Raw genomic sequence first — 23,284 nt, 5'->3', positions numbered from 1 at the left:
AGGCCCGAAGAAGGACACCTTCAGGTGGCCGTTGGCCTCATCTTCGACAAAAACCGCGCGCCCCTCTGCTTCCTCCCATTTACCTTCTTCCTCTGAATAACCCCGGTTGATTACCCGAATACTGCCGTCATCCTGAACCGAGTACTCGGCAGTCACATTGGACAGGCCCTCCTCAAAGGAATGATCAAGGCGGGCAATTTCGTACCAGGTGCCCTGGTAGCGCTCGACGTCCAGATCACTCACGGGGTCAATTCCATCAGGCAGCCCGGTGCATCCTGCCAGCAGAATAACAACGGAAACAGTCAGACTTTTTACAATGGGCATAAACGGGATTCCTGCAGGGTAAAAGCCATATCCGGCGATCGGATCCGGCCAATAAAAAAATTTACGTTTACGTAAGGTAGAGCTATCTATCTGTTACGCCTGGTATTTTAAAATTCGACTGAAAATGCACGATCTCCAGCCATTGACGATGATGCAAAAGCTATCTAGTCTTTTTCCGTCGAGGCCCCAAAAGGGCCCGCACAACCAAAATCATGTCAACCGGCCTACCCGCCGGGGCAAAACAACAAAACAACCACGAAAGCCGTGATCCGGCCTGGTGGAAGAGGTTTTCAGTATGCCACTGGTAAATCAGTCCCTGATGATGGGCCCATGTGCCCGTATTCTGCAACGTTCGTTTACACCTTTCCTGAAGCATCCCGTTTTCGCATCACGATCATCTGGTTCAAGCCTGCTACGAAACTCCGTCTTCACACGGTTACTGCAGCCTCAGTCTGATATCTGATCGCACCATTACCCGTTAACGACCTTCCGTTTCATGACAATGGAAACGCGCTTACAGGAGCCGGACCAATGACCGTATTTACTCATCCTGAATTCGACCACCATGAACACCTGACTTTCTGCTGCGACCCGGAAACAGGGCTACGAGCCATTATTGCCGTTCACAATACATCCCGGGGGCCGGCCCTCGGCGGATGCCGTATGTTCCCTTATGCCAGCGACGAGGAGGCTCTCCGTGATGTGCTGCGCCTGTCACGGGGTATGACTTACAAGTCTGCCCTGGCCAATCTCAACCTCGGTGGTGGCAAATCGGTGATCATTGGTGATCCCCGACAGCACAAATCAGAAGCGCTTCTGGAAGCCATGGGGCGCTTTCTGGAACAGCTCGGAGGCCTCTACATTGCGGCAGAAGATTCGGGCACCAGCGTCGCTGACCTCAAGATCATGGGCCGCCACACCGCCAATGTAGCAGGCATCAGGGATCGTGCCGGATTCGATGGTAAACCCAGCAATGGTGACCCTTCACCAGCGACGGCCTGGGGAACCTTCGTGGGTATCCAGGCAGCAGTAAAACACAAACTCGGTCGCAGCGACCTGAAGGGGCTCAGGGTTGCGGTCCAGGGCATCGGCAATGTGGGCTACCGACTGGCCCGGCACCTGTCCGAAGCTGGCGCGAAACTGTGGGTGCATGACACTCATCAGGACCAGATGGACCGGGCAGTGGCAGAGCTTGGCGCCACACCGGCCACGGCCGAAGAAATCCTGTATCTGCCCGTCGATGTGGTGGCGCCCTGTGCCATGGGCGCGGTCCTGGGTGATCAGTCCATTGCAAAGCTCCAGGCACCCATCGTTGCCGGTGCTGCCAACAACCAGCTTGCCAGTCCGATTCATGACGAGGTGCTCTGGAAACACGGTGTCCTTTACGCCCCGGATTTCGTTATCAATGCCGGTGGCATCATTGACGTGTATTACGAGCGCACCGGCCCGGATCCCGAGGCGGTTCGCGAACACGTGGACACCATCGGCGTCACACTGAAGGAAATTTTCGAGCGTTCAGACCGCGATGGCCTCCCCACGGGACGGATTGCAGACCGGCTGGCAGAGGAAAGATTCCGGCACATACCCCGTTGATGGTAGCGAGTTCGTCGCCATCGCTCACTCCCCCGAAAACAAAAACAGTAAACAGGAGAAAACAATGAGTAACTCTTCTTCATCCGCCCCGGGCGGTGCCATGGACAAGACGGCCGCGCGTGGGCTCTGGTCCTCCCGCCTCGCCTTTATACTGGCGGCCACCGGCTCAGCCGTCGGTCTGGGCAATATCTGGAAATTCCCCTACATCACCGGTGAAAATGGCGGTGGCGCCTTTGTTCTGGTCTATCTGTTGTGTATTGCTGCTGTAGGCTTACCCATCATGATGGCCGAGGTTCTGATCGGCCGCCGCGGCGGCCACAGCCCCGTCAACAGCATGCGGGCCATTACCCGCCACGAGGCCCTGAAGCCGGCCTGGCGCTGGGTTGCGGGAATCGGTGTATTGGCCGGATTCCTGATCCTGTCGTTCTATTCGGTGATTGGTGGCTGGGCTATTTCCTATGTGGGCACGGCCGCCACCGGACAGCTTGCGGGACAGAGTGCCGAGTCCATCGGCGCGATTTTCACAGGCTTGTTGGGCGACCCCATCAGGCTGCTGATGTGGCATACCCTGTTCATGGCATTGGTGATGCTGGTGGTTGCCCGGGGAGTTCGTTCCGGGCTGGAGCGCGCCGTGAGCATCCTGATGCCGGCCCTGTTTGTGTTACTCCTCATCGTGGTGGGTTACGCCATGACCACCGGCCACTTCGGACAGGCAGTCAGCTTCCTTTTCCAGCCCGACTTCTCGAAACTCACCATGTCGGGCGTACTGGTGGCCCTCGGCCATGCCTTCTTCACCCTCAGCCTGGGCATGGGCGTCATGATGGCCTACGGCTCGTACCTGCCGAAGAACATCTCTATCGCCAAAACATCAGTCACCGTGTCGGTGATGGATACCATGGTGGCCCTGCTGGCAGGACTGGCCATCTTCCCGATTGTCTTTGCCAACGGCCTGGAGCCGGGTGCTGGCCCCGGGCTGATTTTCCAGACCTTGCCCCTCGCCTTCGGCCAGATGCCCATGGGCAGCCTGTTCGGTACGCTGTTCTTTGTGCTGCTGATCTTTGCCGCCTGGACGTCCGGTATCTCACTGCTGGAACCGCTGGTGGAGTGGCTGGAGGAACAGAAAGGCATGAACCGCACCTTGAGCACACTGGGTGCTGGCATCACCTGCTGGTTGCTGGGCATCGCCTCCATCCTGTCCCTGAACCTGTGGGCCGACGTGGCGCCGCTGGGAATGTTTGCGATGTTTGAGGGTAAGACAATCTTCGATCTGCTGGACTTCCTGACCGCCAACATCCTGTTGCCGCTGGGCGGGCTTCTGGTGGCAGTGTTTGTCGGCTGGTTCCTTTCCCGTAAAACGCTGGAGGAGGAATTGGCCATGTCGCCGGCGGTCTTCACCGCCTGGTATCGGGTACTGCGCTATTTCACCCCGATCGCCGTGGCCATCGTGTTCATCTACAACCTGGTGTGACGATCAACGGCGCCGGTACGTTCTGCCTGCCGGGAATGGGCGGCAGAGAAAATACCGGCGCCAACCTTCCCTGCTAGTTTGTTATCTCTCTGGGCTCTGGGCGATTGATCAGCCAGACAGCCATCAGCACGCCGTGAAGCATCAGGAACGGCACCGCAACCAGCAACAATCCCGTCCAGTTGAATGCCGCCAGCACGGCACCGGCACTCAGCGCAGCCGTTGCCTGTGAGCCGAAGACCATCAGGTCGTTAAGCCCCTGAACCCGGAATCGCTCCTCATCCTGGTAGCCTTTCGGCAGCAACGTGGTGCCTCCGACAAACAGGAAATTCCAGCCAATACCAAGCAGAATCAGGGCAGACAGGTAATGCTGGAAACTGATACCGCTGAAGGCCACCGCCACGCACCCGAGATAGGCCAGCAATCCCAGCCCCATCATTCGGGGAATGCCCACAACGCGGATCAGCCAGCCACTGACCAGAGACGGCAGATACATGGCCATGATATGAATCTGGATAACCCATTTGGCATCTTCGAGCGGATGATCGGCGACTTCGGTCATGCTCAGAGGAGTTGCCGTCATGATAAAGCTCATGATCGCGTAGCCGATGGCGGCTGCACTGATCGCAGCCCAGATGACCGGTTGCCTCAGAATGACGGACATCGCACGACCACCTCCGGCGACTGTCTCCCTCACCCGCTCACCACTGGCTCGATACCCGAAACCCAGCACACCCATGGCAAGCAACTGGACTGCGCCAAGGGCAATCCATCCACCCATAAAAGGGTATTCTGCCGCCGAACCACCACCGGCCAGAGCGATTTCAGGCCCCAGCCAGGCGGCAACCAGCCCACCAAGGAGCACTCTGGCGGCAGCAGTGCCGGCCATTTGCGGTGATACCGACTCCATCGCGGCAAACCGGTACTGATGCACGACTGCCAGCCCTGTGCCACCCACAACGGCCGCCGCACACAGTAGAGGGAAACTGGCTGTAAAAGCTGCCAGTGCCCCAAGTATGCCCGCCAGTGCGCCGGCAGATGTTCCCAGCAGCATCACCGGTTTCCGCCCCAGGCGTTCCATCAGCCAGGTTGCGGGTTTGATGGCCAGCACCGTGCCCACAACCACAAGCCCGACAGGCAGCGTGGCAAGTTCAGGAGATGGCGCCAGCAGACTGCCATGAATACTTCCGATAAACACAATAAAAGGCGCCGTGCACATGGCGAGCGCCTGGGCGGCGACCAGTATCCATACATTGAGGGGCATAGGACGGACCTATTTCTTCCTGTAGATGATCCCGGGGTGACACTGCACCATTTCGTAGAGGTGAGGCAGACCGTTCAGCGATTCAGACGCGCCCAGTATCAGGTAACCACCGGGATTGAGGGTGGCGTGAATACGGGTCAGGATGTCCTTTTTCAGCTCCGCCGAAAAGTAGATCAGCACGTTCCGGCACATCACGATATCAAACTTGCCAAGCATGTAGCGCTCAAGCAGGTTCAGTTCACGGAACTCGACCATGCTCTTGATCTGCGGTCGGATCTGCCAACTGCCATTCACCGCCGGGGTGAAGAACTGCTTCTGTCTTTCCGGAGATAGGCCCCGGCCGATGGCAATCATCTCGTATTCGCCGCGGCGTGCCACTTCCAGCACACTCTTGGAAATGTCTGTAGCCGTGATTTTGACGTCCCTGAGTTTACCAGGGCGCTGACGGCGGAACTCTTCAATTATCATGGCGACCGAATAGGGTTCCTGGCCGGTGGAGCAGGCTGCCGACCAGATGCGCAAAGACTCAGCCCCCTTCCTGTCACCAAACTCCGGCAGCAGTTTTTCCTGCAGAATGCGGAATGGATGATTATCCCGGAACCACAGGGTTTCATTGGTGGTCATGGCGTCGATAACCACTTCTTTCAGGCTGGAGCGGCCAGAACGCTTCACCCGCTCCAGCAATTCAGCCAGAGTGCTCAGACTGTTTTCTTCCATGATCCTGCGCAGGCGGCTTTTGACCAGGTACTGCTTGTTATCCCCGAGCAGAATGCCACAAGCATCCTGCAGGAATGTTTTGAAGGCCTCGTATTCCTGTGGCGTTATTTCAGCTTTCATCAGATCTCAGTATCGGGTGAGTCGGGAGCGACAGCAATGTCACTGCTCACGGTCAATTATCTCCATGACCCTTTCCGCCAGCTCATCAGGGCTGAATTTGGCCATGAAATCATCAGCACCTACTTTCTGCACCATGGCCTTGTTGAATACACCGCTGAGGGAGGTGTGCAGCATGATATACACATCCTTGACGGCAGCATCATTCTTGCATTTGGTGACAAGAGTGTACCCATCCATTTCCGGCATTTCGACATCCGAGATGATCAGTGACAGGTGATCAGTAGCCCGGGAGCCGTCTGCGGTAATTTCCTTGAGGTAATCGTAAGCCTGTTTACCATCGTTCCTGGTAACCACTTCCATTCCGATGGCAGTCAGGCAGCGCTCAATCTGCCGCCTGGCAACGGCCGAATCGTCCACCACCAGCACCGGCCTGTGGCCGGGGACTCTTTCCGCACTTCTGGTGCGTATGTCCTCGCCTACGTCCTGTTCCAGTGGCGACACTTCGGAAAGGATCTTTTCCACGTCGATAATCTCGACAATTCGGTCGTCAATACGGGTTACGGCCGTCAGATAAACTTCCTTGCCGGCTCCCTTCGGCGGGGGCAGTATATCTTCCCAGTTCATATTGACAATACGATCCACGCCGCCAACCAGGAATCCCTGGGTCTTGCGGTTATATTCTGTGATGATCACGAAGCAGCTCCCCATCTCTTCCCGGGGAATACCTGGCAACCGTATCGACATGGCAAGGTCGATGATCGGGATGGTCTCGCCGCGGATATGCGCTACACCGCAAATCATGGAACGGCTGTTCGGTATGGAGGACAGCTTCGGGCACTGCAGCACTTCCTTGACCTTGAATACGTTGATGCCATAGACCTGCTGCCCACGCAGCCGAAACAGCAGGAGCTCCAGGCGGTTCTGCCCCACCAGCTGTGTGCGCTGATTTACACTGTCCAATACCCCTGCCATCGTTTTTTCTCCTGCTCGGAACAACCTGCTACCGGTGCGCATCTTGCCGTAAGGCACGCTACTTGCTTGATAGTCTTCAGGCGCTATTCGGCACAGAAAATGTGCCGGTTTATTGACTCTTTGGATGGGCTTAACGGCCAGATTCGGAAATAATTGAGAATTTTCCCGAATTACGGGGCCTTGCCCGGCTATTGACAGCATAGGACAAACTGCGGCGTATGCGCATCACCATTTTCGTTACCGCACTGCTAATGTCTACCATCCCAGGTACGGTCATGGCATCCGGAACCACGGCAGAGCAGATATATTCATCCGCCGAAAACTTCCTCGATGCGTTTGCCAAAGAACAGGCCAGCGAAGGTTTTTCTGTCATGCACGACAGTGGCAAACTCGACGCCCGTCTGTCCCTGGCCACCTGCGAAAAACCGCTGGAGGTTTCATTCAGTGGCGACCCCTGGAAAACCACGCAACCTTCGCTGCTGGTTTCCTGTGAAGGCTCCCGTCCCTGGCGGATGTTCCTGCCGGTCTCTGTAACCATAACCGGCGATGCCATGGTTGCCGCCCGCACCCTCGGCAGAGGGGAAAGGCTGACAGAAAGTGCACTGCGTACCGACTCAGTGGTAGTAAACTCCACGAGGCGGGGCGCGATCACCAGCGAGGACCAGTTAATCGGAATGGAAATGCGGCGGGGAATCAATGCCGGAACCGTTTTTACGCCGGACCTGCTGCTTAGCCCTGCGGCGATAGAGCGGGGAGATCATGTTATTATCAGCGCCCGTAGCGGCAACTTCTCGGTAAACTCCCGGGGCAAGGCCCTGGCTAGCGGCGGCATCGGGGAACAGGTCCTGGTGGAAAACCTGTCGTCGTCCCGCACCGTGCGCGCGCGCGTGACCGCGCCCGGCCACGTGGAGATTCCGATGTAATGCACGCCGCCGCGGCATCTGCTGGCCGCTGGTGGCAAGTATTTGCCGCTGCCGGCGCCACATGGCGAACGTGTAATCTTCACCATGTAAAATTTTGCTAAAGAAATGTAAAGGCATGCCGATAAACAGGTATGAAACTCGTGGAGCCGCCCACTGCGGCCGATCAGCCAAGCAGGTAACGTTATGTCAGTTGACTTTAATGGAATAGGCCCAGGCCAGGTCAACACCCAGAAAACCACGGCCGACAAGTCTTCCGCTGCCCAGAACCCCCAGCCCGCTGCTGACGAGCAGGCGAAAGCACAGGCACAGGGTGCGCGCGGCGAGAATGTTAATCTGAGCAGCCAGGCAAAAGACCTGAAGCAGCTTGAACAGAAACTGGGTAACTTTCCGGAAATGGACGATGATCGCATCGAACAGATCCGCTCAGCCCTGGAAAACGGCTCGTACAAGATTGACGCCGAGAAACTGGCCCAGAAAATGCTTGAGATGGATGAAAGCATTTTCGGGTGAATGAATCATGGCCGCAATTGATGAACTAAAAGAACTTCTTGCCGGGGATATCCGCCAGTTAGACATTCTGGCGGACATTCTCAACCAGGAAAAAACCTGCCTATCCAATTCTGACGTCCGCAAGCTTGGTTCGTTGACCAGCGAGAAGAACACATTGCTGGAACAAATCCGCGAAAGCGCAAAACGAAAAATCCGGTTACTCGTTGCCATGGGCTTCCGCCCCGACAGCGGCGAGCCATCGCGATTCATTCGCAGTGCCGGCCTGCCTGATCTGCTTGCGCTTTGGGAAGAAGCCGACAGGCGCCTGAGAAACTGCCAGGAAGTGAATCAGACCAACGGCAGAGTCATCAGCCACATGCAGAAACGCCTTTCCCGACTGACTGACATTTTCCGGGGCGTTTCCGGGCACCAGAAGCTTTACGGGGCCCAGGGGGAACAGAAAGCGGTTTCCCACAGCACCATTCTTGCCAGCGCCTGACCCGTCCACCAGATTCATTCAATGCCCGCGACGTCAGCGGGTATTGTCTATGCGAATCTGCTCGATTCGTTCCGGAAACGCCAGCTCAAGCCCTCCGTCTGACAGCACCTTGTTTTGTGGCTCATTATGGGCGTAGTGCACGCCGGTAATCGTCAGATCCGAATCCAGAAAATTCAGTACAGGCACAAAAATATTTGCCGTGAGCTTCAGCCCCTCGATCACCTCGGGCTCGAAAACTCCGGCGCTATCATGGACCAGCTGGATTCCAGCCGACCTAGCGCCAGATATCTGCTAGAATCCGACCCCAGTCAGCAGTCATCAGAGTATGGCAGCAAACAACTCCGGAGCTAACAGCGTGAGCCATTATAGAATGACAAATTCCGTTAAACCGTTTCGATATGTGATGCAGATCGTTCTCTGTGTAACCCTTCTGATGAGCGGCACCTCTCTGTTATCAGCCCAGGAGCGCGAAAACGACCTGCCACAGGTAATCATCGAAACCAGTGAAGGTATAATTGAAATTACGCTACGTCCCGATTTGGCACCGGAAACCGTCGAGAATTTCCTCACCTACGTCAAAAACGGATTCTACGAGGGGACCATCTTCCATCGGGTTATTCCCGGTTTCATGATCCAGGGTGGCGGATTTGACGAGGGCCTCAATCAGAAGCAGACACGTGATCCAGTGGTCAACGAAGCCAGGCCGACAGCCAAGAACCTGCGGGGTACCATTGCCATGGCCCGCACCAGCGCGCCGGATTCCGCCACCTCCCAGTTCTTTATTAACCTGAGCGATAACAGCTTCCTGGATGCTGGCGTTCGCGGGCCAGGATATGCTGTCTTCGGCAAGGTCAGCGGCGGCATGGGCGTGGTGGATGCCATCGCCGGCAAACCAACCGGTCGGGCCGGCGGCATGGCCGATGTACCGGAGGAGCCCATCGTTATTCACGGCGTTTCCCAGAGAACCACCAACAACGACACAGAGTAGCGACCGAACAGTGAAAACGGACATCAGGCCCCCATCCATTGAAACGGCCGACATTGAGTGGCGTGACGGCGTTCCATGCTCTACCCGTTTTGACGATGTCTATTTCAGTCGTGATGATGGGTTGAAAGAAGCCCGCCACGTGTTTATCCGCCATAACCGACTGGCTGAAAGATTCTCCGGGTTGCCGGGCCGCAGTTCATTCGTCATCGCCGAAACAGGTTTCGGCACAGGTCTGAATTTTCTCGCCGCGTGGCAAATCTGGGAAGCCTCGAACCCCGATGAGAATGCGTGCCTGCACTTTGTTTCCGTCGAGCGGTACCCACTTGGCAGGGACGATCTGCGCAGGGCCCTTTCCATGTGGCCGGAACTCGGCGACTATGCGGACCAACTGCTCGAACACTACCCGCCCCCGGTTCAGGGCGCCCATCGCCTGATTCTCGCCGACGGGCGTATACGGCTGACGTTGTTCTTCGGCGATGTACTGGAGGCATGGCGCGAGCTGGATTTCCAGGCGGACGCCTGGTTCCTTGACGGCTTTGCCCCTGCCAAAAACCCCGATATGTGGGAAGAAGCGGCAATAAATGCCCTTAAAGGCCATAGCAGGCCTGGCACCACACTGGCGACTTTTACCGCCGTGGGGGACGTCCGCAGACTGCTGTCAGAAGCCGGTTTCAGCATGCGGAAAACGCCCGGATTCGGCCGCAAACTGGAGATGCTGACGGGAGAGATTCCCCTGTCCACCGAGGCAGATGGCAATGCCGGCGAGCCGGTCCCTCATTCCATCGCCATCATAGGGGCAGGAGTTGGCGGTAGCCTGTTGGCTCGCAATCTTGCAGAGCGTGGCCTTGAGGTTACGCTGATCGACAAGGCACCGGAAGCCGGTACGGCTGCATCGGGCAACATCCAGGGTGCGCTTTATGTGAAACTGGGTGTGGAATTCAATGACCAGGCCAGACTTGGCCTGAGTTCCTTGCTGTTCAGTCAGCGCTATTACACCCGGTCCGGGGGAGATGACTGGCACCCGACGGGCCTGATCCAGCTCGCCTACAGTGACGTGGAGGCGAACAGGCAGGCACGGTTCACCGTACGCAATGATTACCCATCAGTGGTTCTCCGCGCAGTAGATGCAGATGAGGCTTCCCGTCTGGCGGGCATCCCCCTCAAGACTGGCGGCCTCTGGTTTCCACACAGCGGCTGGCTCGCCCCCGGCATGTTGTGCCGTTCCCTGATTCGTCATCCGCGGATACACCGCTGCTTCGGTTTTGATGCCCACCGGTTGACTCCTTGCAATGGCAAATGGCACATCGCCGGGAATGGTGAACAGGATGTCATTGCCGACCGGGTGGTAATCTGTGCCGGGCATCTGACTCCAGGCCTGATACCATTGGCTAACAACTTCCGTTTGCGGACCATTCGTGGTCAGGTTTCCCACTTACCGGAGCCGTCACTCAACAATCCCGACGTTGTGCTCTGTGGCCCGGGCTACATCAATCCAGCGCATAAAGGCACTGCACTGACCGGGGCAACCTTTGACCTTCACAATCATTCACCGGGGATGTCTGCCGAAAGTCACCGCGAAAATCTCACGATGCTGGCATCCATGGCGCCCGGCGTTTTCAAGAGTCCGGTGGAGGAAATCGATCCCGATCTGCTTGAGGGAAAAGTGGCATTTCGCTGCACAACTCACGATTATCAGCCGGTTGCCGGCCCCCTGACCGACCGTGAAGGCCGTAAACTGGAGGGTATCGACCTGTTTACCGGGCTGGGCAGCAAGGGGCTGACTTACGCGCCGTTGCTGGCGGAGTACCTGGCAGATCGCATCACCAATCAGCCACAGTGCCTGCCGGCTTCTCTGGCCCGCCGGGTTGCAACCCGGCGCTGCCACAGACAGGAAACATCGCCATCGGAACCTATTGGCGCCTGAAGCAGTCCAATATCCGGCCGATAACCTGAAAAGGACCAGTTTTTACCGGAGCAAACCCTTATGTCCATTCATGTCAGTGAACCTGGCCGGCCGGTCGGTACGCGCCTTCCGGAGATGTTTAGGGGCCGCCGCGTGGGCGACGTCACAGAATTGACAGAATCCCAGAAAATCGATGTCAGCCATAGTGAAACCACCGATGCCGAATTCCAGCTGGCAGCCAGGTCCGGTCGTCATCGCGCGCTTGAGGAATACGGTGCTGCTGCCGCCGGAGAGCTCAAGGAGCGACGTGTGTATCTTCCGGTTTCCCAGATCTCCACACCTGCCCTGTTCTCCTTGCCCGCCACGGCGACGGTGTCAGATGCACTGGATACCATGGAAGAGAACGGCATACATCACATTGTCATTACCGCCGAGGGCAACGTAGCGGGGCTTGTGGACCTGAGGTGGCTACTGGTCTGGCTGCATGAATCCGGCGCCAACGCCCTGGCTTCCGGTTTCATGAATATCGAGTTGCCGGCATTTCTGACTGCTTCGCCGGAAACAGATGCGCATCAGCTGGCCAGGCTGATGCTGGCGCACCAGCTCAATGCTGCTCTGGTGATCGACGACACCGGTCATCCGACCGGCATCGTAACCAGCACCGACTATCTTCGGCTCTATGCCAGCTTAGGCAGGCATGAAGGCAGTGTGTAGGCAGTCTTCCTGCGCCTCAGTGCAGGGAGCGCCCCTCGCCGGTAAACAGTCGTACCTCCCAGCGGTCCGAGGACGCGCCGGAAACCCTGATCAGTGCAATGATTTCGTCATCCCGATAATTCTCCAGGGAAACCACGGCTGGCGCCGTGGTGTCAGCTTTCGATGCCATGACTTACCAGAAAATCGACAAATGCCTGCTCATCCATCACCGGTACACCGAGGCTCTCTGCCTTGGTGAGCTTGGACCCGGCCGCTTCACCGGCAACAACACAGGTGGTTTTACCGGAAACGCTCCCTGCCACTTTTGCACCGAGCGACTCCAGCATGGCCTTGCCCTCATCCCGGGTCATGCCGGACAGGCTACCGGTCAGCACCCAGGTTTCTCCCTTCAGGGGTTTCTCGTCCGCAGTTATCTCCTCACTTTGCCACTGCACTCCAGCGTCTCTCAGTGCCTGGATGGTTTCCTGGTTGTGAGACTGATCGAAGAAACTGCGGATATGACCCGCGACAATCGGGCCCACATCGGGTACCGACTGCAAGGCTTCTTCATCCGCCTCACTGATCGCTTCCAAAGTGCCGAAGTGGCTGGCCAGTGCCTTGGCAGTGGCCTCGCCGACCTCACGAATACCCAGGGCATAGACGAATTTCCACAGCATCGGGTGACGGGAGCGATCAATAGCGTTGATCAGGTTGTTGGCAGATTTTTCCCCCATCCGTTCGAGGCCGGTCAGGTCCGACTTCTTGAGCAGGTAGAGGTCGGCAACCGTATTCACCAGTTCCCGGTCGACCAGGATATCGATCCACCTGTCGCCCAGACCCTCGATGTCCAGCGCCTTGCGGGAAGCGTAATGACGAATGGCTTCTTTGCGTTGGGCGGGACAGTACAGACCGCCGGAGCAGCGCGCCACGGCTTCACCCTCGATCTGCACGATATCAGACTGGCATACCGGGCAGGCTTCAGGCAGTTCCACCACCCGGGCGTTGTCAGGGCGCCGTTCGGTGACCACCTTGACCACCTGGGGAATCACATCACCGGCCCGGCGAACAAAGACAGTGTCGCCGATGCGGGCGTCCAGGCGATGAATTTCGTCCATGTTATGGAGCGTGGCGTTGCTGACCGTAACCCCACCCACAAACACCGGCTTGAGGCGGGCAACGGGCGTGACGGCACCGGTGCGCCCGACCTGGAATTCCACATCCTCAATAACGGTGAGTTCTTCCTGGGCCGGAAACTTTTGTGCAATGGCCCATCGCGGTGCCCGGGAGACAAAGCCCAGATGCTGTTGCAACGCCAGGCTGTTGACCTTGAATACAATGCCGTCAATCTCGTACGGCAGGTCTGGCCGTTTTTCCATGAGATCGTCATAGGCTTTCAGGCAGGCCTCTATGCCTTTTGCCTTGCGCATCTCCGGGTTGATCCGGAAACCCCAGTCCTTCACCTGTTGAAGCCCTTCCCAGTGAGTCGCGGGCAAAAGGCTCTCATCCTCCAGGGCAACGCTGTAGGCACACATTTCCAGCGGTCGCCGGGCCGTTACCGAGGGCTTCTTCTGCCGCAGGCTTCCGGCTGCGGCGTTGCGGGGGTTCACGAAGGTCTTATCGCCTCGGTCGGCCAGCCGTTTGTTGAGCGTTTCGAACCCCTCCAAAGGCATGTAGACCTCGCCCCGAACCTCCACAAGTTCGGGGACAGCCTTGCCGCGAAGCTTCAGTGGCACCGATGGAATTGTCCGGATATTCTCGGTAATGTCTTCCCCGGCGTAACCATCGCCCCGGGTGGCAGCGCGGGTGAGAATCCCCGCTTCGTAATGCAGGCTGACAGCCAGGCCATCCAGCTTGGGCTCGCAGACATATTCGATATCGTCGGTGGTTTTCAGACGGTCTTTCACCCGGCGATCGAATTCCCTCACTTCCTCACCACTGAATGCATTGTCGAGGGACAGCATCGGAATCCGGTGCACCACCTCCTCAAACGTGGTCTCAGCCTGAGCTCCCACGCGTCGGGTAGGCGAATCCGGGGTCACCAGTTCGGGATATTCTGCTTCCAGTTCCTGCAGTTCGCGGAACAGTCGGTCGTATTCCGCGTCCGGTACACGAGGATCATCAAGAACGTAATACTGGTAATTGTGTTCTGTGAGGATGTCCCGGAGTTCTCCGGCCCGGCTTTCTGCGTCGGGAGTGGCTCTGGTCATTTTCTCGGGGATCGTTGCTTGCGTTCAAATTCACGGATGCGCTGGCGACAGTGCTCTATGGTTTGCGGGGTCATCACGCTGCGCCGCTCGTCTTTCAGTTCACCACCCAGGTTGCGCACCACACATTGCGCAGTCTCGAGCATGAACTCGAACGCCTGCATGGAATTGGTGGGCCCCGGCATGCTCATGAAAAAGCTGATTCCCGGGGTGGAGAGCCCTGGCATGTCGTCGGGTTTGAAGGTGCCGGGTTCCACCGCGCTGGCGACACTGAACTGCACTGGACTGCTGGTATCCGACTGTTCATGCCGGTGGTAGATGTCCATATCGCCATGCTCCAGGCCGCAGGCTTCAAACAGTGCTTTCAGCCGGGGCCCGGTGAAATTTTCATCCGCTTTGGCCAGGACGTTGATAACCACCACCTCCTGGGCCTCCGGGCGATTGGAGCCCGCCAGCGGCTGGCCAGAAATGTGGGCGGCCTGTTCGCGCCGCGCTGTATCCTCTTCCACTTCAGTGGTGACTGTCGGAGGCACAGCTTCGCCCTGATCCTCAACATCACTCCCGGGTTTGCCCGGCCCCTCACCACCCACAATTCTGGGTTCCCCTAAAATGCCGTCATCGGTATCCGGCATTTCTGGTTCGTCATCTACAGCACCCCATCCGGTATCGTCATCATAGGCACTGTGCCCGGTGTCACTGGCAGCGAGTTGCTCTGGTGCTTCTGGCGCTTCCGATGGTTCAGGCTGCTCCGGCCCCGTGTTTCGGGAACTTTCGACCACCGGGCGGGTTGGCCGGGATTCCGGTCTGGCGAGGCGATTCTTTTCCGGCTTTACGTAGCCGCGCTCTTCCAGGGTATCGCGGGAGATGGTCCGGGCCCCACCGTTGGGGAGTTCGGGGTTATAGTCCTTGTCGAGCGGCGAATCATCGAGGTCATCCGCCCCCATACCAGAGGAAATTGCGATCGATTCCTTGCGGGCGCGCCTCATGCGACGCAGACCATCAATAACAATACCGAGAATAACCAGGGTACCGATGGCAATTAACCATTCCCTAAGAGACATAGTGATGCTGTCCTGTTTGCAGATCAGATATCGTTGTTACTCTAAGAAAAGCCTGTAATGAATACAACGCAAACACAGGCCAGATGGCGTTTTTGTCATTTTTGCACGAACATTGTCCGGCAGGAATGATATCAGGCCTCCGCAAGCGCCGCTGCCTCGTCCACATCCACCGAAACCAGACGCGAGCAACCTGGCTCGTGCATGGTAACACCCATCAGCTGGTCCGCCATTTCCATGGCGATCTTGTTGTGGGTAATGTAGATGAACTGCACCTGTTTCGACATTTCCTTGACCATGTTGGCGTAACGGCCCACGTTGGCGTCGTCCAACGGTGCATCCACCTCATCCAGCATACAGAATGGCGCCGGATTGAGCTGGAAGATCGAGAACACCAGGGCAATGGCTGTCAGTGCCTTCTCGCCGCCGGACAACAGATGAATTGTGCTGTTTTTCTTGCCCGGTGGCCGGGCCATGATCGCAACTCCGGTTTCCAGAAGATCTTCACCAGTAAGCTCCAGGTAGGCATTGCCACCGCCAAAGACTTTCGGAAACAGCGCCTGCAGGCCACCGTTTACCTGGTCAAAAGTTTCCTTGAAGCGCTGGCGGGTTTCCCGGTCGATCTTGCGGATAGCAGTATCCAGGGTTTCCAGGGCTTCCATCAGGTCTTCATGCTGGCTGTCCAGGTAGGTCTTGCGTTCACTCTGAACCTGGTATTCCTCAATAGCCGCCAGGTTGATGGCACCCAGTCTCTGAATCCGCGCACCGAGCTTCTCCAGCTCCTCGGCCCAGGCTTTCTCGCTGGCATCCTCGGGCAATGTCGACAGGACTTCCTGGAGCCGGACATCCAGCTCTTCCAGCTGTTCAATATGATTACCAGCGCGGATTTCCAGTGCCTGGGATTCCATCTTCAGCTTCTCAAGGGCGGCCCTGACGTCTTGAATAGTGTGTTCTGTGCGGCTGCGGCGTTGCTCCCGCTCGCGCACGTCCTGATCGATTTCTTCCAGCGCATCCCGGGCCGCGCCCAGCTTTTCCTCTTCGGCAAGGCGGCGGTCCAGCAAACCTTCCAGCTGCATTTGCAGGTCTTCAATAGGTTCTTCAGCGCTCTCGCGACTTTCGCGGAGGATGTCCAGACGTTCGTCCAGGCGCTCCTTCTGCAACTGCATCCGTTCGATGGTCTGGCGCAGGCCATCGCGCTGGCTGTTCAGGGACTGCAGCTGAAGTTGCAGCTGGTGCGCGTGGTCGCGGTCGTGCCTTGCTTCCTGACGCAGGCGATCCAGGTTTTCACGCAATACGTCCCGACGTTCCAGCAGGCGCTCTTTCTCTTCGTCACTGTCTTCCGTGGAGGAAAGCGCCTGCTGCCACTCCTCGCGGGTCTCCTGCAGTTGCTCCTGCTGCTCCTCAAGGCTCATGGACACATCCGCCAGATCGTCACGGATACGTTGCAAACGGGCATCTATCTGTTCCGCGCGGGCTTTCAGACCGCTGATTTTCGACGACAGGGTTGCCAGTTCCCGATCAGCGTCCGAAAGCCGGGCCTGAGCTTCATCCCGCGCAGCTTCCGCCCGCTCGGACTGTTCCAGCAGACGGTCCAGGTTGCCTGTTGCTGTTTCCATTGCCGCCTCTGCCTGCTCCAGCTCCTCTGTCAGTGCGGTGACTTTTTTCTGGCGCTCGATAACACCAACCTGCGCGGCGTCTGAGTCCGGCATCAGGACCCAGTCAGCAGACAACCAGGCGCCCTCCCGCGTAATGATGCTGTTGCCCGGCGCCAGGGTGCTTTGCCGCCCGAGGGCCTCTTCCATGGATTCTGCCGTATCCACCAGCGCCAGCACAGACGCCATTCCCCCAGCGCCAGCGACCTTGCCTGCAAGCCCGCCGGATTCAGAGGTGCTACCGGTGTCACGGCTCACCAGTGCCAGACCGCGTGGCGCGCCTTCCATTTCGGATTGTACAGAGCTGAGGCCGGGCACACTCAGCCCCTGGGTGAAGCGCCCGATCACCTGCTCCACCGCAAATTCCCAGCCGTCCTCGATGCGGAGCTGCTTTGCCAGTCGCGGGTTGTTGCTGAGGCCACGGTCATTCAACCAGGCCTGCAGGGTATCGTCCTGGCCGCCCATCTGTTCATCCAGCAGCGCCTGTTGTGACTCCAGTGATGCCCTCAGGCTCTGGACCTGCTGGCGGGCATCTGTGGCTGCCTGTTCCGCGTCCCGCTGCTGATGACGCGCTTCCTGAAGCTCGTCCTGGACCACATTGATGCGCTCTGACGCTTCCTCCCTTTGCAGCTCCAGCGTTTCCTGCTGTTCCAGATAGTCGTCCAGTTCCGCACGGTCAAGCTGGCTTTCCAGTAATTCCTGCTCATCCTGCAGCCTTTGCTGGCGGGAACGCAGCTGTTCGATCGCGTTTTCCAGAGAGCGGATCCGGGACTGGGCCAGTTCTGCCTGTCGACGGGCATCGGCCGAGCGGGCACTGAAATCCTCCCAGTTATGCTGCCATTCACTCATGGCATCTTCGGCACTCTGGAGTTTTTCACCGGACTCCTCGGACTTCAGCGCAAGGGCCTCCTGTTCCGGTTCCAGCATATCCAAGTCTTCCTGGATGCCAGACAGCTTGTCCTGGTCCTGATCCAGTTCCCGTGCCAGTTCGCGCTGGTTTGCCATGGCCTGGTCCAGTTCGGCTGCAGTTTGGCGGCTGCGATCACGCTGGTGTTCAAGGCTCTGTTCGATACGGGCAATATCGGCACCAGCCTCGTAATACCGGGCCTGGGCCCTGTTGAAATGTTCGTTACGTTCCTGATGGCTTTCCCGCAGGGATTCCAGAGAGGTTTCCAGGCTGACTCGTTCGGAAAGCTGTTTCTCCAGTTCCAGTTCGGTATCCCGGATGCGGGAACGCCAGGTCTGCAGGTCTTTGTCCAGGGACTGCCAACGCAGAACCGTCAGTTCAGCCTTCTTCTGGCGCTCTTCCTGCTTGTAGGCCTTATACTTTTCAGCCGCCTGGGCCTGGCGCTCCAGATGCTGCAGTTGCCGGCCAAGCTCTTCCCGCAGGTCCGTCAGACGCTCCAGGTTTTCCTGGGTCCGGCGAATCCGGCTTTCGGTTTCCTTGCGCCGCTCCTTGTACTTGGAAATGCCGGCGGCTTCCTCGATATACACCCGCAGCTCTTCCGGCTTGGCTTCAATCAGTCTGGAAATCATGCCCTGCTCGATGATGGCGTAGCTACGGGGGCCGAGGCCAGTACCCAGGAACAGGTCAGTGATGTCGCGACGCCGGCATTTGGAACCGTTGAGGAAGTATTCGGATTGGCCTTCCCGGGAAACCCGGCGGCGGACAGAAATTTCGTTGAAACGCACGAACTCGCCGGGCGCGGAGCCGTCACTGTTATCAAACACCAGTTCGATGGACGCCTGACCGACCGGCTTGCGGGCACTGGAGCCATTGAAAATGACGTCCGACATGGACTCGCCACGGAGATACTTGGCAGAACTTTCACCCATGACCCAGCGTACGGCATCGATAATATTGGACTTGCCGCAACCGTTAGGACCCACCACCGCGGTCATATTGGAGGGAAACGGCACCGTGGTAGGATCTACAAACGATTTGAAACCGGACAGCTTGATGGATTTCAGCCGCATATCAGGCGCTCACCTCTTCCCTGAGAATACGTAATACCTGTTGCCGTTGATGTTCGCCAAACTCACAGATTGCCTGTTCAAGCCCCGGGGAGTCACTCCGGACAGCGGCGTCAGCCAGCAGCCGGAAAAAACGACCGGTTTCTTCCAGCTCGTCGCGGAAGTTCTCCAGGGCAACAAAATAGGTACGACTGATGGCGGGGCGGAAATTCTCCAGGGTTTCTTCGAGGAACGGGTTTTCCACCAGGCCGTATGAGTAACGCATGACTCCGAAGCCGGCGTCTATCACCTGCTCCGCGGCGTCACCGCCGGAGGAGTTAAGCGCGTCGATTACCGCCTGCAACTCGCGAACCTGCCCCATCACCCCGGACAACTGCTCGCCGGACCAGCGCTCAAGCACTTTGCGGCCCAGCATGCACAACAGGTCTATATAGATATCGTAAAGACTGTTCACCAGATCAGGCGTTAACCGGGAAACCACAGCGCCCCGGCGGGGAAAGATCTCCACCAGATGCCGGCGCTGGAGAATCAGCAGGGCTTCCCTAACAGACCCCCGGCTGACGTTCAGTTCACCGGCCACCTTGAGCTCCTGAATCCGCTCTCCGGGGCTGAGATCACCAGTGACAATGCGCTGCCCGATGTGCTGGGCTATCTGCTCGGAAAGACTTTCGGGGGCCTGAAACCTCATAAAGTTTGTCGCTCACTCGCTACTGGCAGCCAACAATAAGCGCAGAAGTTTACCACAGGCGCTGACGAGCCCAATCCCTTTGTCCGACATTTTAACGATCCGGCTGGCCCGGCAATTCACTGCCGGTTTATTGACATACCGCTCGACGGCAATTCCAAATTAGCTACAAAGCACATTATGATAACTCCATATATTATTGTTTTTAATGTTTATTTAGTATATGGCCGCATATTTGCTACAGGTTACACAAAATACCTTGAACAGGCCGCGTCGAGTGAAAAACATCCCCAAGATCAACAAGTCAGGACCTCAACCCCAGAAACTGGCAGCGCTCAAACAGGCGCACCGGGAATGGAGCGAATCCCCGGATGTGCTGACCCGCCTGACGCGCAGACTCTCAACAACACTCAACCTGGAAACCCAACTGGGAATTCTGGCAGAAGAGATCAGCACCGTCGTCCCTTTCGACTGCATGAACTACCGCCATCAGGTTGCAGCCCGGGAATTCGTTTATGCCACTGGCATGGGCGGCCCCCACCGATGCGACTATCGGCTCAACCTTAAAGGCAGCTTCTACGGCACACTGTCTTTCAGCCGGCGGCAGAAATTTACCGAACAGGAACTCGAAGGTGTCGAGCTGATGCTGGCGGCAGCCATTTGCCCGATTCGCAATGCCTGCCTCTACATCAGCATCGAGCAGGCCGCCCTGACGGATTCCCTGACCGGTGTCCCCAATAAACGCGCCATGAACGAAGTCCTGGCGAGGGCATGCTGTCTGGGAGATCGCCATGGAGAGGATTATTCACTGATTCTGTGCGATCTCGATCATTTCAAGGCAGTGAATGATCAACACGGACATGTGGTCGGGGATCACATTCTGAAACTGGCCGCTGTTGAACTGGAGAAAGCGGTGCGGAATTCCGACAGCGTTTACCGCTTCGGTGGTGAGGAATTCGCCATTCTGCTGCCCCACACCGATGAAATCCATGCCAGGGCGGTTGCCGATCGTATTCGTGAGTACATCGGGACCATTTCCGTTAATTGCGGGGAAACCGATGTGTCGGTCACTACCAGCTGCGGTGTGGCCCAGCGTCTCCCCGATGAAACAGCGGATCAATGGCTGGCGAGGGCAGACGAAGCCCTTTACCGGGCAAAAGACCATGGCCGGAACTGCACCCGGGTCTTTGCCGCTATCGGAAACTGATTATCGCTTTGGTGACTTGCGCGCGGGTTTACGGGCCGGTTTCTGGTCGGCCCCGGAGCCATCCACCTGCCAGCGCGGGTTGCCGGATTTTCGATGTGCCGGCCCAGGCTGTTTCCGGCGCTGGCGATCATGAACTTTCTGCTCGGACGGGGTTTTCGCAGGAATCTCCACTGGCGTCAGGTCCACTGCCTTGCTGAGCGCGTCCACAGCTTTCTGATCCAGCTCTTCCCACTTACCAACCGTCAACCGGCTGGGCAGGAAGACCGGCCCGTAGCGTACCCTCTTGAGACGGCTGACCCGTACCCCCTGGGACTCCCACAACCGCCGAACCTCCCGGTTTCGCCCTTCAAGCAGGGTGACATGGAACCACTGGTTGATGCCCTTGCCCCCAGCCTCCGTGATGTCAGAAAATTTCGCCATGCCATCGTCCAGCAGAACGCCCTCTGCCAACCGCTTGATCATGGCCTCGTCTACCTCGCCGAAGACCCTCACAGCGTATTCGCGGTCAATCTGGCGTGACGGGTGCATCAGCCGGTTGGCCAGTTCGCCATCAGTGGTGAACAGCACCAGGCCGGTGGTGTTGATATCAAGCCGGCCGATGGCAATCCAGCGATGATCCCGAAGCCGCGGGAGGCTGTCGAACACTGTCGGGCGTCCTTCCGGATCCCGGCGGGTTGTCACCTCGCCTTCCGGCTTGTTATAGATCAGCACCCGCCGGAGCACTTCCGCGCCAGCTGCAATATCAAGACGCTTGCCATCCAGCTCAATGCGGTCGCTGACGGAGGCTTTCTGGCCCGGCTCCACAGGCTGGCCATTGATAGCCAGGCGTCCGGCCTCAATCCAGCCCTCGACTTCCCGACGTGATCCTACTCCGGCCCTGGCCAGCAATTTCTGAATGCGTTCGGGACCGGTAACGGTACTTTCTTCCGGCTTTCTGTTTTCCGGCTTACGGGGGCGATCTGCCGCCATGAATCTGTCCTTAACAAGTGGCTGATACCAGCGGCATCAGTGAAGTGTCTGCCCTGGCGACAGCTCGGAGGCTGATTCCCCGTCATCGTCACCAGCATCTCTGGCCGGAGCTTCAAATTCGATCTCGGCCTGTATGTTCTTTTCTATTTCCCGGCCTATCTCTTCCAGATCCCGGATTTCGGAAAGCGGGGGCAACTGATCCAGTCCCTCCAGGTTGAAGTAATCCAGGAACTGCTTTGTAGTGGCGTACATCGCTGGCCGGCCAGGAACATCCCGATGCCCCACAACCCGCACCCATTCGCGCTCGAGCAGCGTGCGGACAATATTGCTGCTGACAGTGACGCCGCGGATATCCTCGATTTCACCCCGGGTAATAGGCTGACGATAGGCAACCAGGGCCAGGGTTTCCAGCAATGCCCGGGAGTACCGCTGTGGCTTCTCCTCGAATAGCCTGCTTACCCAGGGCGCATATTCTTGCCTTACCTGCAGCCGATAACCGCTGGTGACTTTTTTCAGCTCAAATCCTCGCCCCTGACAGGACTGTTCCAGCAAAACGAGCACATGCTCCATGACCTGTCGGGCCGGGCGCTCCTCTTCCCCGAACAGCTCCCGCAGTTGCTCCACAGATAATGGCTTGCCCGCAGCGAGCAGCGCCGCCTCGGTGATTGCCTGAATTTTTCTGAGATTTTCTTCGTTCATGGTTCCACTACCGGATATCAGATTGTGCGCGGTCAGATCGCTAGCGAGAGGCCCTGGCACGGACATGAATCGAACCCAGCACTTCCGCCTGCACCACTTCGATCAGTTGCTCCTTAACCAGCTCAAGGGTTGCGAGGAAACTGACCACAACACCCAGGCGCCCTTCTTCCGGTGTAAACAGGCTTTCAAATGTTACGAACTGATCGTCCCGCAACACCGACAGTATGGCCGACATGCGCTCACGGGTGGAAAGCCTCTCTTTTTCAACGTGGTGGCTGGTAAACAGGTCGGCCCTTTTCAGCACACCCTGCAGAGCAAACAGGATTTCCCGCAGATCAACGTCGGGATGCGGCTGGCTGGACGGCATCTGCGGTAACCCTGCCGAAGCCGTAAAATTGTCGCGTTCCAGCCGCGGCATTTCGTCAATATCTTCGGCAGCCTGCTTGAAGCGCTCGTATTGCTGCAAACGGCGAATCAGCTCTGCCCGGGGGTCAATCTCTTCTTCATCCTCCGCTTCCTGGCGTGGCAACAGCATCCGCGACTTGATCTCTGCCAGGGTGGCAGCCATCACCAGGTATTCAGCAGCCAGCTCAAACCGCATGGCTTCCACCGCGCCGATGTAATCCATGTACTGTTTGGTAATCTCGCTGACATCGATATCCAGGATATCCATGTTCTGGCGCCGGATCAGATACAGCAGCAGGTCCAGAGGCCCTTCAAACGCTTCCAGGAATACCGCCAGGGCATCAGGCGGTATGTAAAGATCCCGGGGAAGATCAACCACGGGTTTGCCTGAGACCCGAGCCAGCGGCACCTGCTCAGCGGCGGGAACGGACGTCTCAGCTCCCTCCTCTGCCGCTGTTTTGCCTGCGGTATCGTCTGTCAC

Annotated in this window: 22 protein-coding genes; 9 read left to right on the top strand and 13 right to left on the bottom strand. The window is 57.7% G+C overall.

Going from position 1 to position 23,284, the window contains the following annotated elements:
* The coding region (locus ACESMB_RS01685; RefSeq protein WP_372970788.1) for a lipocalin family protein at window positions 1-324 on the bottom strand (324 nt) is incomplete at its 3' end.
* Between the two features lie 531 nt (window positions 325-855).
* On the opposite strand from ACESMB_RS01685, the gene ACESMB_RS01680 reads away from it, so the two are divergent.
* Complete coding sequence (locus ACESMB_RS01680) at window positions 856-1,917, top strand: Glu/Leu/Phe/Val family dehydrogenase (RefSeq protein ID WP_372927154.1); 1,062 nt, start codon at window positions 856-858, stop codon at window positions 1,915-1,917.
* Window positions 1,918-1,981: 64 nt separating this feature from the next.
* The gene (locus ACESMB_RS01675; protein WP_372927155.1) at window positions 1,982-3,385 is read left to right on the top strand and encodes a sodium-dependent transporter; all 1,404 of its coding nucleotides are present in this window, start codon (window positions 1,982-1,984) and stop codon (window positions 3,383-3,385) included.
* 73 nt (window positions 3,386-3,458) lie between these two features.
* Here the strand turns inward: ACESMB_RS01675 and ACESMB_RS01670 are convergent, their stop codons facing one another.
* From ACESMB_RS01670 to ACESMB_RS01660, 3 genes are read right to left on the bottom strand one after another with little or no spacing between them, the layout of a single operon-like run.
* Entirely contained in the window at window positions 3,459-4,646 is a 1,188-nt protein-coding gene (locus ACESMB_RS01670; protein WP_372927156.1) for an MFS transporter, read from the bottom strand.
* 9 nt (window positions 4,647-4,655) lie between these two features.
* Window positions 4,656-5,483 (bottom strand): CheR family methyltransferase, encoded by an 828-nt coding sequence (locus tag ACESMB_RS01665; protein ID WP_372927157.1) that lies wholly within the window; start codon window positions 5,481-5,483, stop codon window positions 4,656-4,658.
* 39 nt (window positions 5,484-5,522) lie between these two features.
* Window positions 5,523-6,455: a chemotaxis protein CheV gene (locus ACESMB_RS01660; protein ID WP_372970787.1), complete on the bottom strand. Its 933-nt coding sequence runs from the start codon at window positions 6,453-6,455 to the stop codon at window positions 5,523-5,525.
* 218 nt (window positions 6,456-6,673) lie between these two features.
* On the opposite strand from ACESMB_RS01660, the gene flgA reads away from it, so the two are divergent.
* The 3 genes from flgA to ACESMB_RS01645 all read left to right on the top strand — a co-directional run bounded on the left by flgA (window position 6,674) and on the right by ACESMB_RS01645 (window position 8,366).
* Window positions 6,674-7,378 (top strand): flagellar basal body P-ring formation chaperone FlgA, encoded by a 705-nt coding sequence (gene flgA, locus ACESMB_RS01655; protein WP_372927159.1) that lies wholly within the window; start codon window positions 6,674-6,676, stop codon window positions 7,376-7,378.
* A gap of 183 nt (window positions 7,379-7,561) precedes the next feature.
* Window positions 7,562-7,888 (top strand): flagellar biosynthesis anti-sigma factor FlgM, encoded by a 327-nt coding sequence (gene flgM, locus ACESMB_RS01650; RefSeq protein ID WP_372970786.1) that lies wholly within the window; start codon window positions 7,562-7,564, stop codon window positions 7,886-7,888.
* Window positions 7,889-7,895: 7 nt separating this feature from the next.
* The gene (locus ACESMB_RS01645; RefSeq protein ID WP_372970785.1) at window positions 7,896-8,366 is read left to right on the top strand and encodes a flagella synthesis protein FlgN; all 471 of its coding nucleotides are present in this window, start codon (window positions 7,896-7,898) and stop codon (window positions 8,364-8,366) included.
* A 33-nt stretch (window positions 8,367-8,399) separates the two neighbouring features.
* Here the strand turns inward: ACESMB_RS01645 and ACESMB_RS01640 are convergent, their stop codons facing one another.
* Window positions 8,400-8,552: a hypothetical protein gene (locus ACESMB_RS01640; RefSeq protein WP_372927162.1), complete on the bottom strand. Its 153-nt coding sequence runs from the start codon at window positions 8,550-8,552 to the stop codon at window positions 8,400-8,402.
* 184 nt (window positions 8,553-8,736) lie between these two features.
* Here ACESMB_RS01640 and ACESMB_RS01635 point away from each other — a divergent pair, with 184 nt between their 5' ends.
* The 3 genes from ACESMB_RS01635 to ACESMB_RS01625 are packed head-to-tail and all read left to right on the top strand — an operon-like array spanning window position 8,737 to window position 11,971.
* Entirely contained in the window at window positions 8,737-9,354 is a 618-nt protein-coding gene (locus ACESMB_RS01635; protein ID WP_372927163.1) for a peptidylprolyl isomerase, read from the top strand.
* Between the two features lie 10 nt (window positions 9,355-9,364).
* Window positions 9,365-11,278, top strand: coding sequence for a bifunctional tRNA (5-methylaminomethyl-2-thiouridine)(34)-methyltransferase MnmD/FAD-dependent 5-carboxymethylaminomethyl-2-thiouridine(34) oxidoreductase MnmC (gene mnmC, locus ACESMB_RS01630; RefSeq protein WP_372970784.1), 1,914 nt, complete (start codon window positions 9,365-9,367; stop codon window positions 11,276-11,278).
* A 60-nt stretch (window positions 11,279-11,338) separates the two neighbouring features.
* Window positions 11,339-11,971 (top strand): CBS domain-containing protein, encoded by a 633-nt coding sequence (locus ACESMB_RS01625; protein ID WP_372927165.1) that lies wholly within the window; start codon window positions 11,339-11,341, stop codon window positions 11,969-11,971.
* 16 nt (window positions 11,972-11,987) lie between these two features.
* Here ACESMB_RS01625 and ACESMB_RS01620 read toward each other — a convergent pair whose 3' ends face one another.
* From ACESMB_RS01620 to ACESMB_RS01600, 5 genes are all read right to left on the bottom strand, one after another.
* The gene (locus ACESMB_RS01620) at window positions 11,988-12,140 is read right to left on the bottom strand and encodes a hypothetical protein (RefSeq protein WP_372927166.1); all 153 of its coding nucleotides are present in this window, start codon (window positions 12,138-12,140) and stop codon (window positions 11,988-11,990) included.
* Window positions 12,124-14,157: an NAD-dependent DNA ligase LigA gene (gene ligA / locus ACESMB_RS01615; protein ID WP_372970783.1), complete on the bottom strand. Its 2,034-nt coding sequence runs from the start codon at window positions 14,155-14,157 to the stop codon at window positions 12,124-12,126. Before ligA ends, ACESMB_RS01620 begins: the two co-directional genes overlap by 17 nt.
* Window positions 14,154-15,215: a cell division protein ZipA gene (gene zipA, locus ACESMB_RS01610; protein WP_372927625.1), complete on the bottom strand. Its 1,062-nt coding sequence runs from the start codon at window positions 15,213-15,215 to the stop codon at window positions 14,154-14,156. The genes ligA and zipA overlap by 4 nt, the downstream gene beginning before the upstream one ends.
* Window positions 15,216-15,346: 131 nt before the next feature.
* Window positions 15,347-18,841: a chromosome segregation protein SMC gene (gene smc, locus ACESMB_RS01605; protein ID WP_372970782.1), complete on the bottom strand. Its 3,495-nt coding sequence runs from the start codon at window positions 18,839-18,841 to the stop codon at window positions 15,347-15,349.
* A 1-nt stretch (window position 18,842) separates the two neighbouring features.
* Window positions 18,843-19,526 (bottom strand): GntR family transcriptional regulator, encoded by a 684-nt coding sequence (locus tag ACESMB_RS01600; protein ID WP_372925665.1) that lies wholly within the window; start codon window positions 19,524-19,526, stop codon window positions 18,843-18,845.
* Between the two features lie 274 nt (window positions 19,527-19,800).
* Here ACESMB_RS01600 and ACESMB_RS01595 point away from each other — a divergent pair, with 274 nt between their 5' ends.
* On the top strand, window positions 19,801-20,730 hold the full coding sequence (locus ACESMB_RS01595; protein ID WP_372970781.1) for a GGDEF domain-containing protein: 930 nt from the start codon (window positions 19,801-19,803) through the stop codon (window positions 20,728-20,730).
* Here the strand turns inward: ACESMB_RS01595 and rluB are convergent, their stop codons facing one another.
* From rluB to ACESMB_RS01580, 3 genes are read right to left on the bottom strand one after another with little or no spacing between them, the layout of a single operon-like run.
* Window positions 20,731-21,699: a 23S rRNA pseudouridine(2605) synthase RluB gene (gene rluB / locus ACESMB_RS01590; protein WP_372925662.1), complete on the bottom strand. Its 969-nt coding sequence runs from the start codon at window positions 21,697-21,699 to the stop codon at window positions 20,731-20,733.
* Window positions 21,700-21,735: 36 nt separating this feature from the next.
* Window positions 21,736-22,398, bottom strand: a complete 663-nt coding sequence (scpB, locus tag ACESMB_RS01585; RefSeq protein WP_372925661.1) for an SMC-Scp complex subunit ScpB — start codon at window positions 22,396-22,398, stop codon at window positions 21,736-21,738.
* A 40-nt stretch (window positions 22,399-22,438) separates the two neighbouring features.
* Window positions 22,439-23,284 carry a segregation and condensation protein A gene (locus tag ACESMB_RS01580; protein ID WP_372970780.1) on the bottom strand — a complete coding sequence of 282 codons (846 nt, stop codon included), beginning with the start codon at window positions 23,282-23,284 and terminating at the stop codon, window positions 22,439-22,441.

Source organism: Marinobacter sp. (assembly GCF_041686475.1).
GTDB lineage: Bacteria > Pseudomonadota > Gammaproteobacteria > Pseudomonadales > Oleiphilaceae > Marinobacter.
The sequence above is the reverse complement of the archived record's forward strand: the minus strand, read 5'-3'. Positions and strand labels throughout refer to the sequence as shown.

What these genes read in the sequence shown, in the direction of transcription:
- flgA (WP_372927159.1), top strand. Translation starts at nt 6,674, where the DNA reads ATGCGCATCACCATTTTCGTTACCGCACTGCTAATGTCTACCATCCCA.
- ACESMB_RS01600 (WP_372925665.1), bottom strand. Translation starts at nt 19,526, where the DNA reads ATGAGGTTTCAGGCCCCCGAAAGTCTTTCCGAGCAGATAGCCCAGCAC.
- ACESMB_RS01680 (WP_372927154.1), top strand. Translation starts at nt 856, where the DNA reads ATGACCGTATTTACTCATCCTGAATTCGACCACCATGAACACCTGACT.
- scpB (WP_372925661.1), bottom strand. Translation starts at nt 22,398, where the DNA reads ATGAACGAAGAAAATCTCAGAAAAATTCAGGCAATCACCGAGGCGGCG.
- ACESMB_RS01635 (WP_372927163.1), top strand. Translation starts at nt 8,737, where the DNA reads ATGACAAATTCCGTTAAACCGTTTCGATATGTGATGCAGATCGTTCTC.
- ligA (WP_372970783.1), bottom strand. Translation starts at nt 14,157, where the DNA reads ATGACCAGAGCCACTCCCGACGCAGAAAGCCGGGCCGGAGAACTCCGG.
- ACESMB_RS01660 (WP_372970787.1), bottom strand. Translation starts at nt 6,455, where the DNA reads ATGGCAGGGGTATTGGACAGTGTAAATCAGCGCACACAGCTGGTGGGG.
- ACESMB_RS01625 (WP_372927165.1), top strand. Translation starts at nt 11,339, where the DNA reads ATGTCCATTCATGTCAGTGAACCTGGCCGGCCGGTCGGTACGCGCCTT.
- ACESMB_RS01665 (WP_372927157.1), bottom strand. Translation starts at nt 5,483, where the DNA reads ATGAAAGCTGAAATAACGCCACAGGAATACGAGGCCTTCAAAACATTC.
- flgM (WP_372970786.1), top strand. Translation starts at nt 7,562, where the DNA reads ATGTCAGTTGACTTTAATGGAATAGGCCCAGGCCAGGTCAACACCCAG.
- ACESMB_RS01645 (WP_372970785.1), top strand. Translation starts at nt 7,896, where the DNA reads ATGGCCGCAATTGATGAACTAAAAGAACTTCTTGCCGGGGATATCCGC.
- rluB (WP_372925662.1), bottom strand. Translation starts at nt 21,699, where the DNA reads ATGGCGGCAGATCGCCCCCGTAAGCCGGAAAACAGAAAGCCGGAAGAA.
- ACESMB_RS01670 (WP_372927156.1), bottom strand. Translation starts at nt 4,646, where the DNA reads ATGCCCCTCAATGTATGGATACTGGTCGCCGCCCAGGCGCTCGCCATG.
- ACESMB_RS01620 (WP_372927166.1), bottom strand. Translation starts at nt 12,140, where the DNA reads ATGGCATCGAAAGCTGACACCACGGCGCCAGCCGTGGTTTCCCTGGAG.
- smc (WP_372970782.1), bottom strand. Translation starts at nt 18,841, where the DNA reads ATGCGGCTGAAATCCATCAAGCTGTCCGGTTTCAAATCGTTTGTAGAT.
- ACESMB_RS01675 (WP_372927155.1), top strand. Translation starts at nt 1,982, where the DNA reads ATGAGTAACTCTTCTTCATCCGCCCCGGGCGGTGCCATGGACAAGACG.
- zipA (WP_372927625.1), bottom strand. Translation starts at nt 15,215, where the DNA reads ATGTCTCTTAGGGAATGGTTAATTGCCATCGGTACCCTGGTTATTCTC.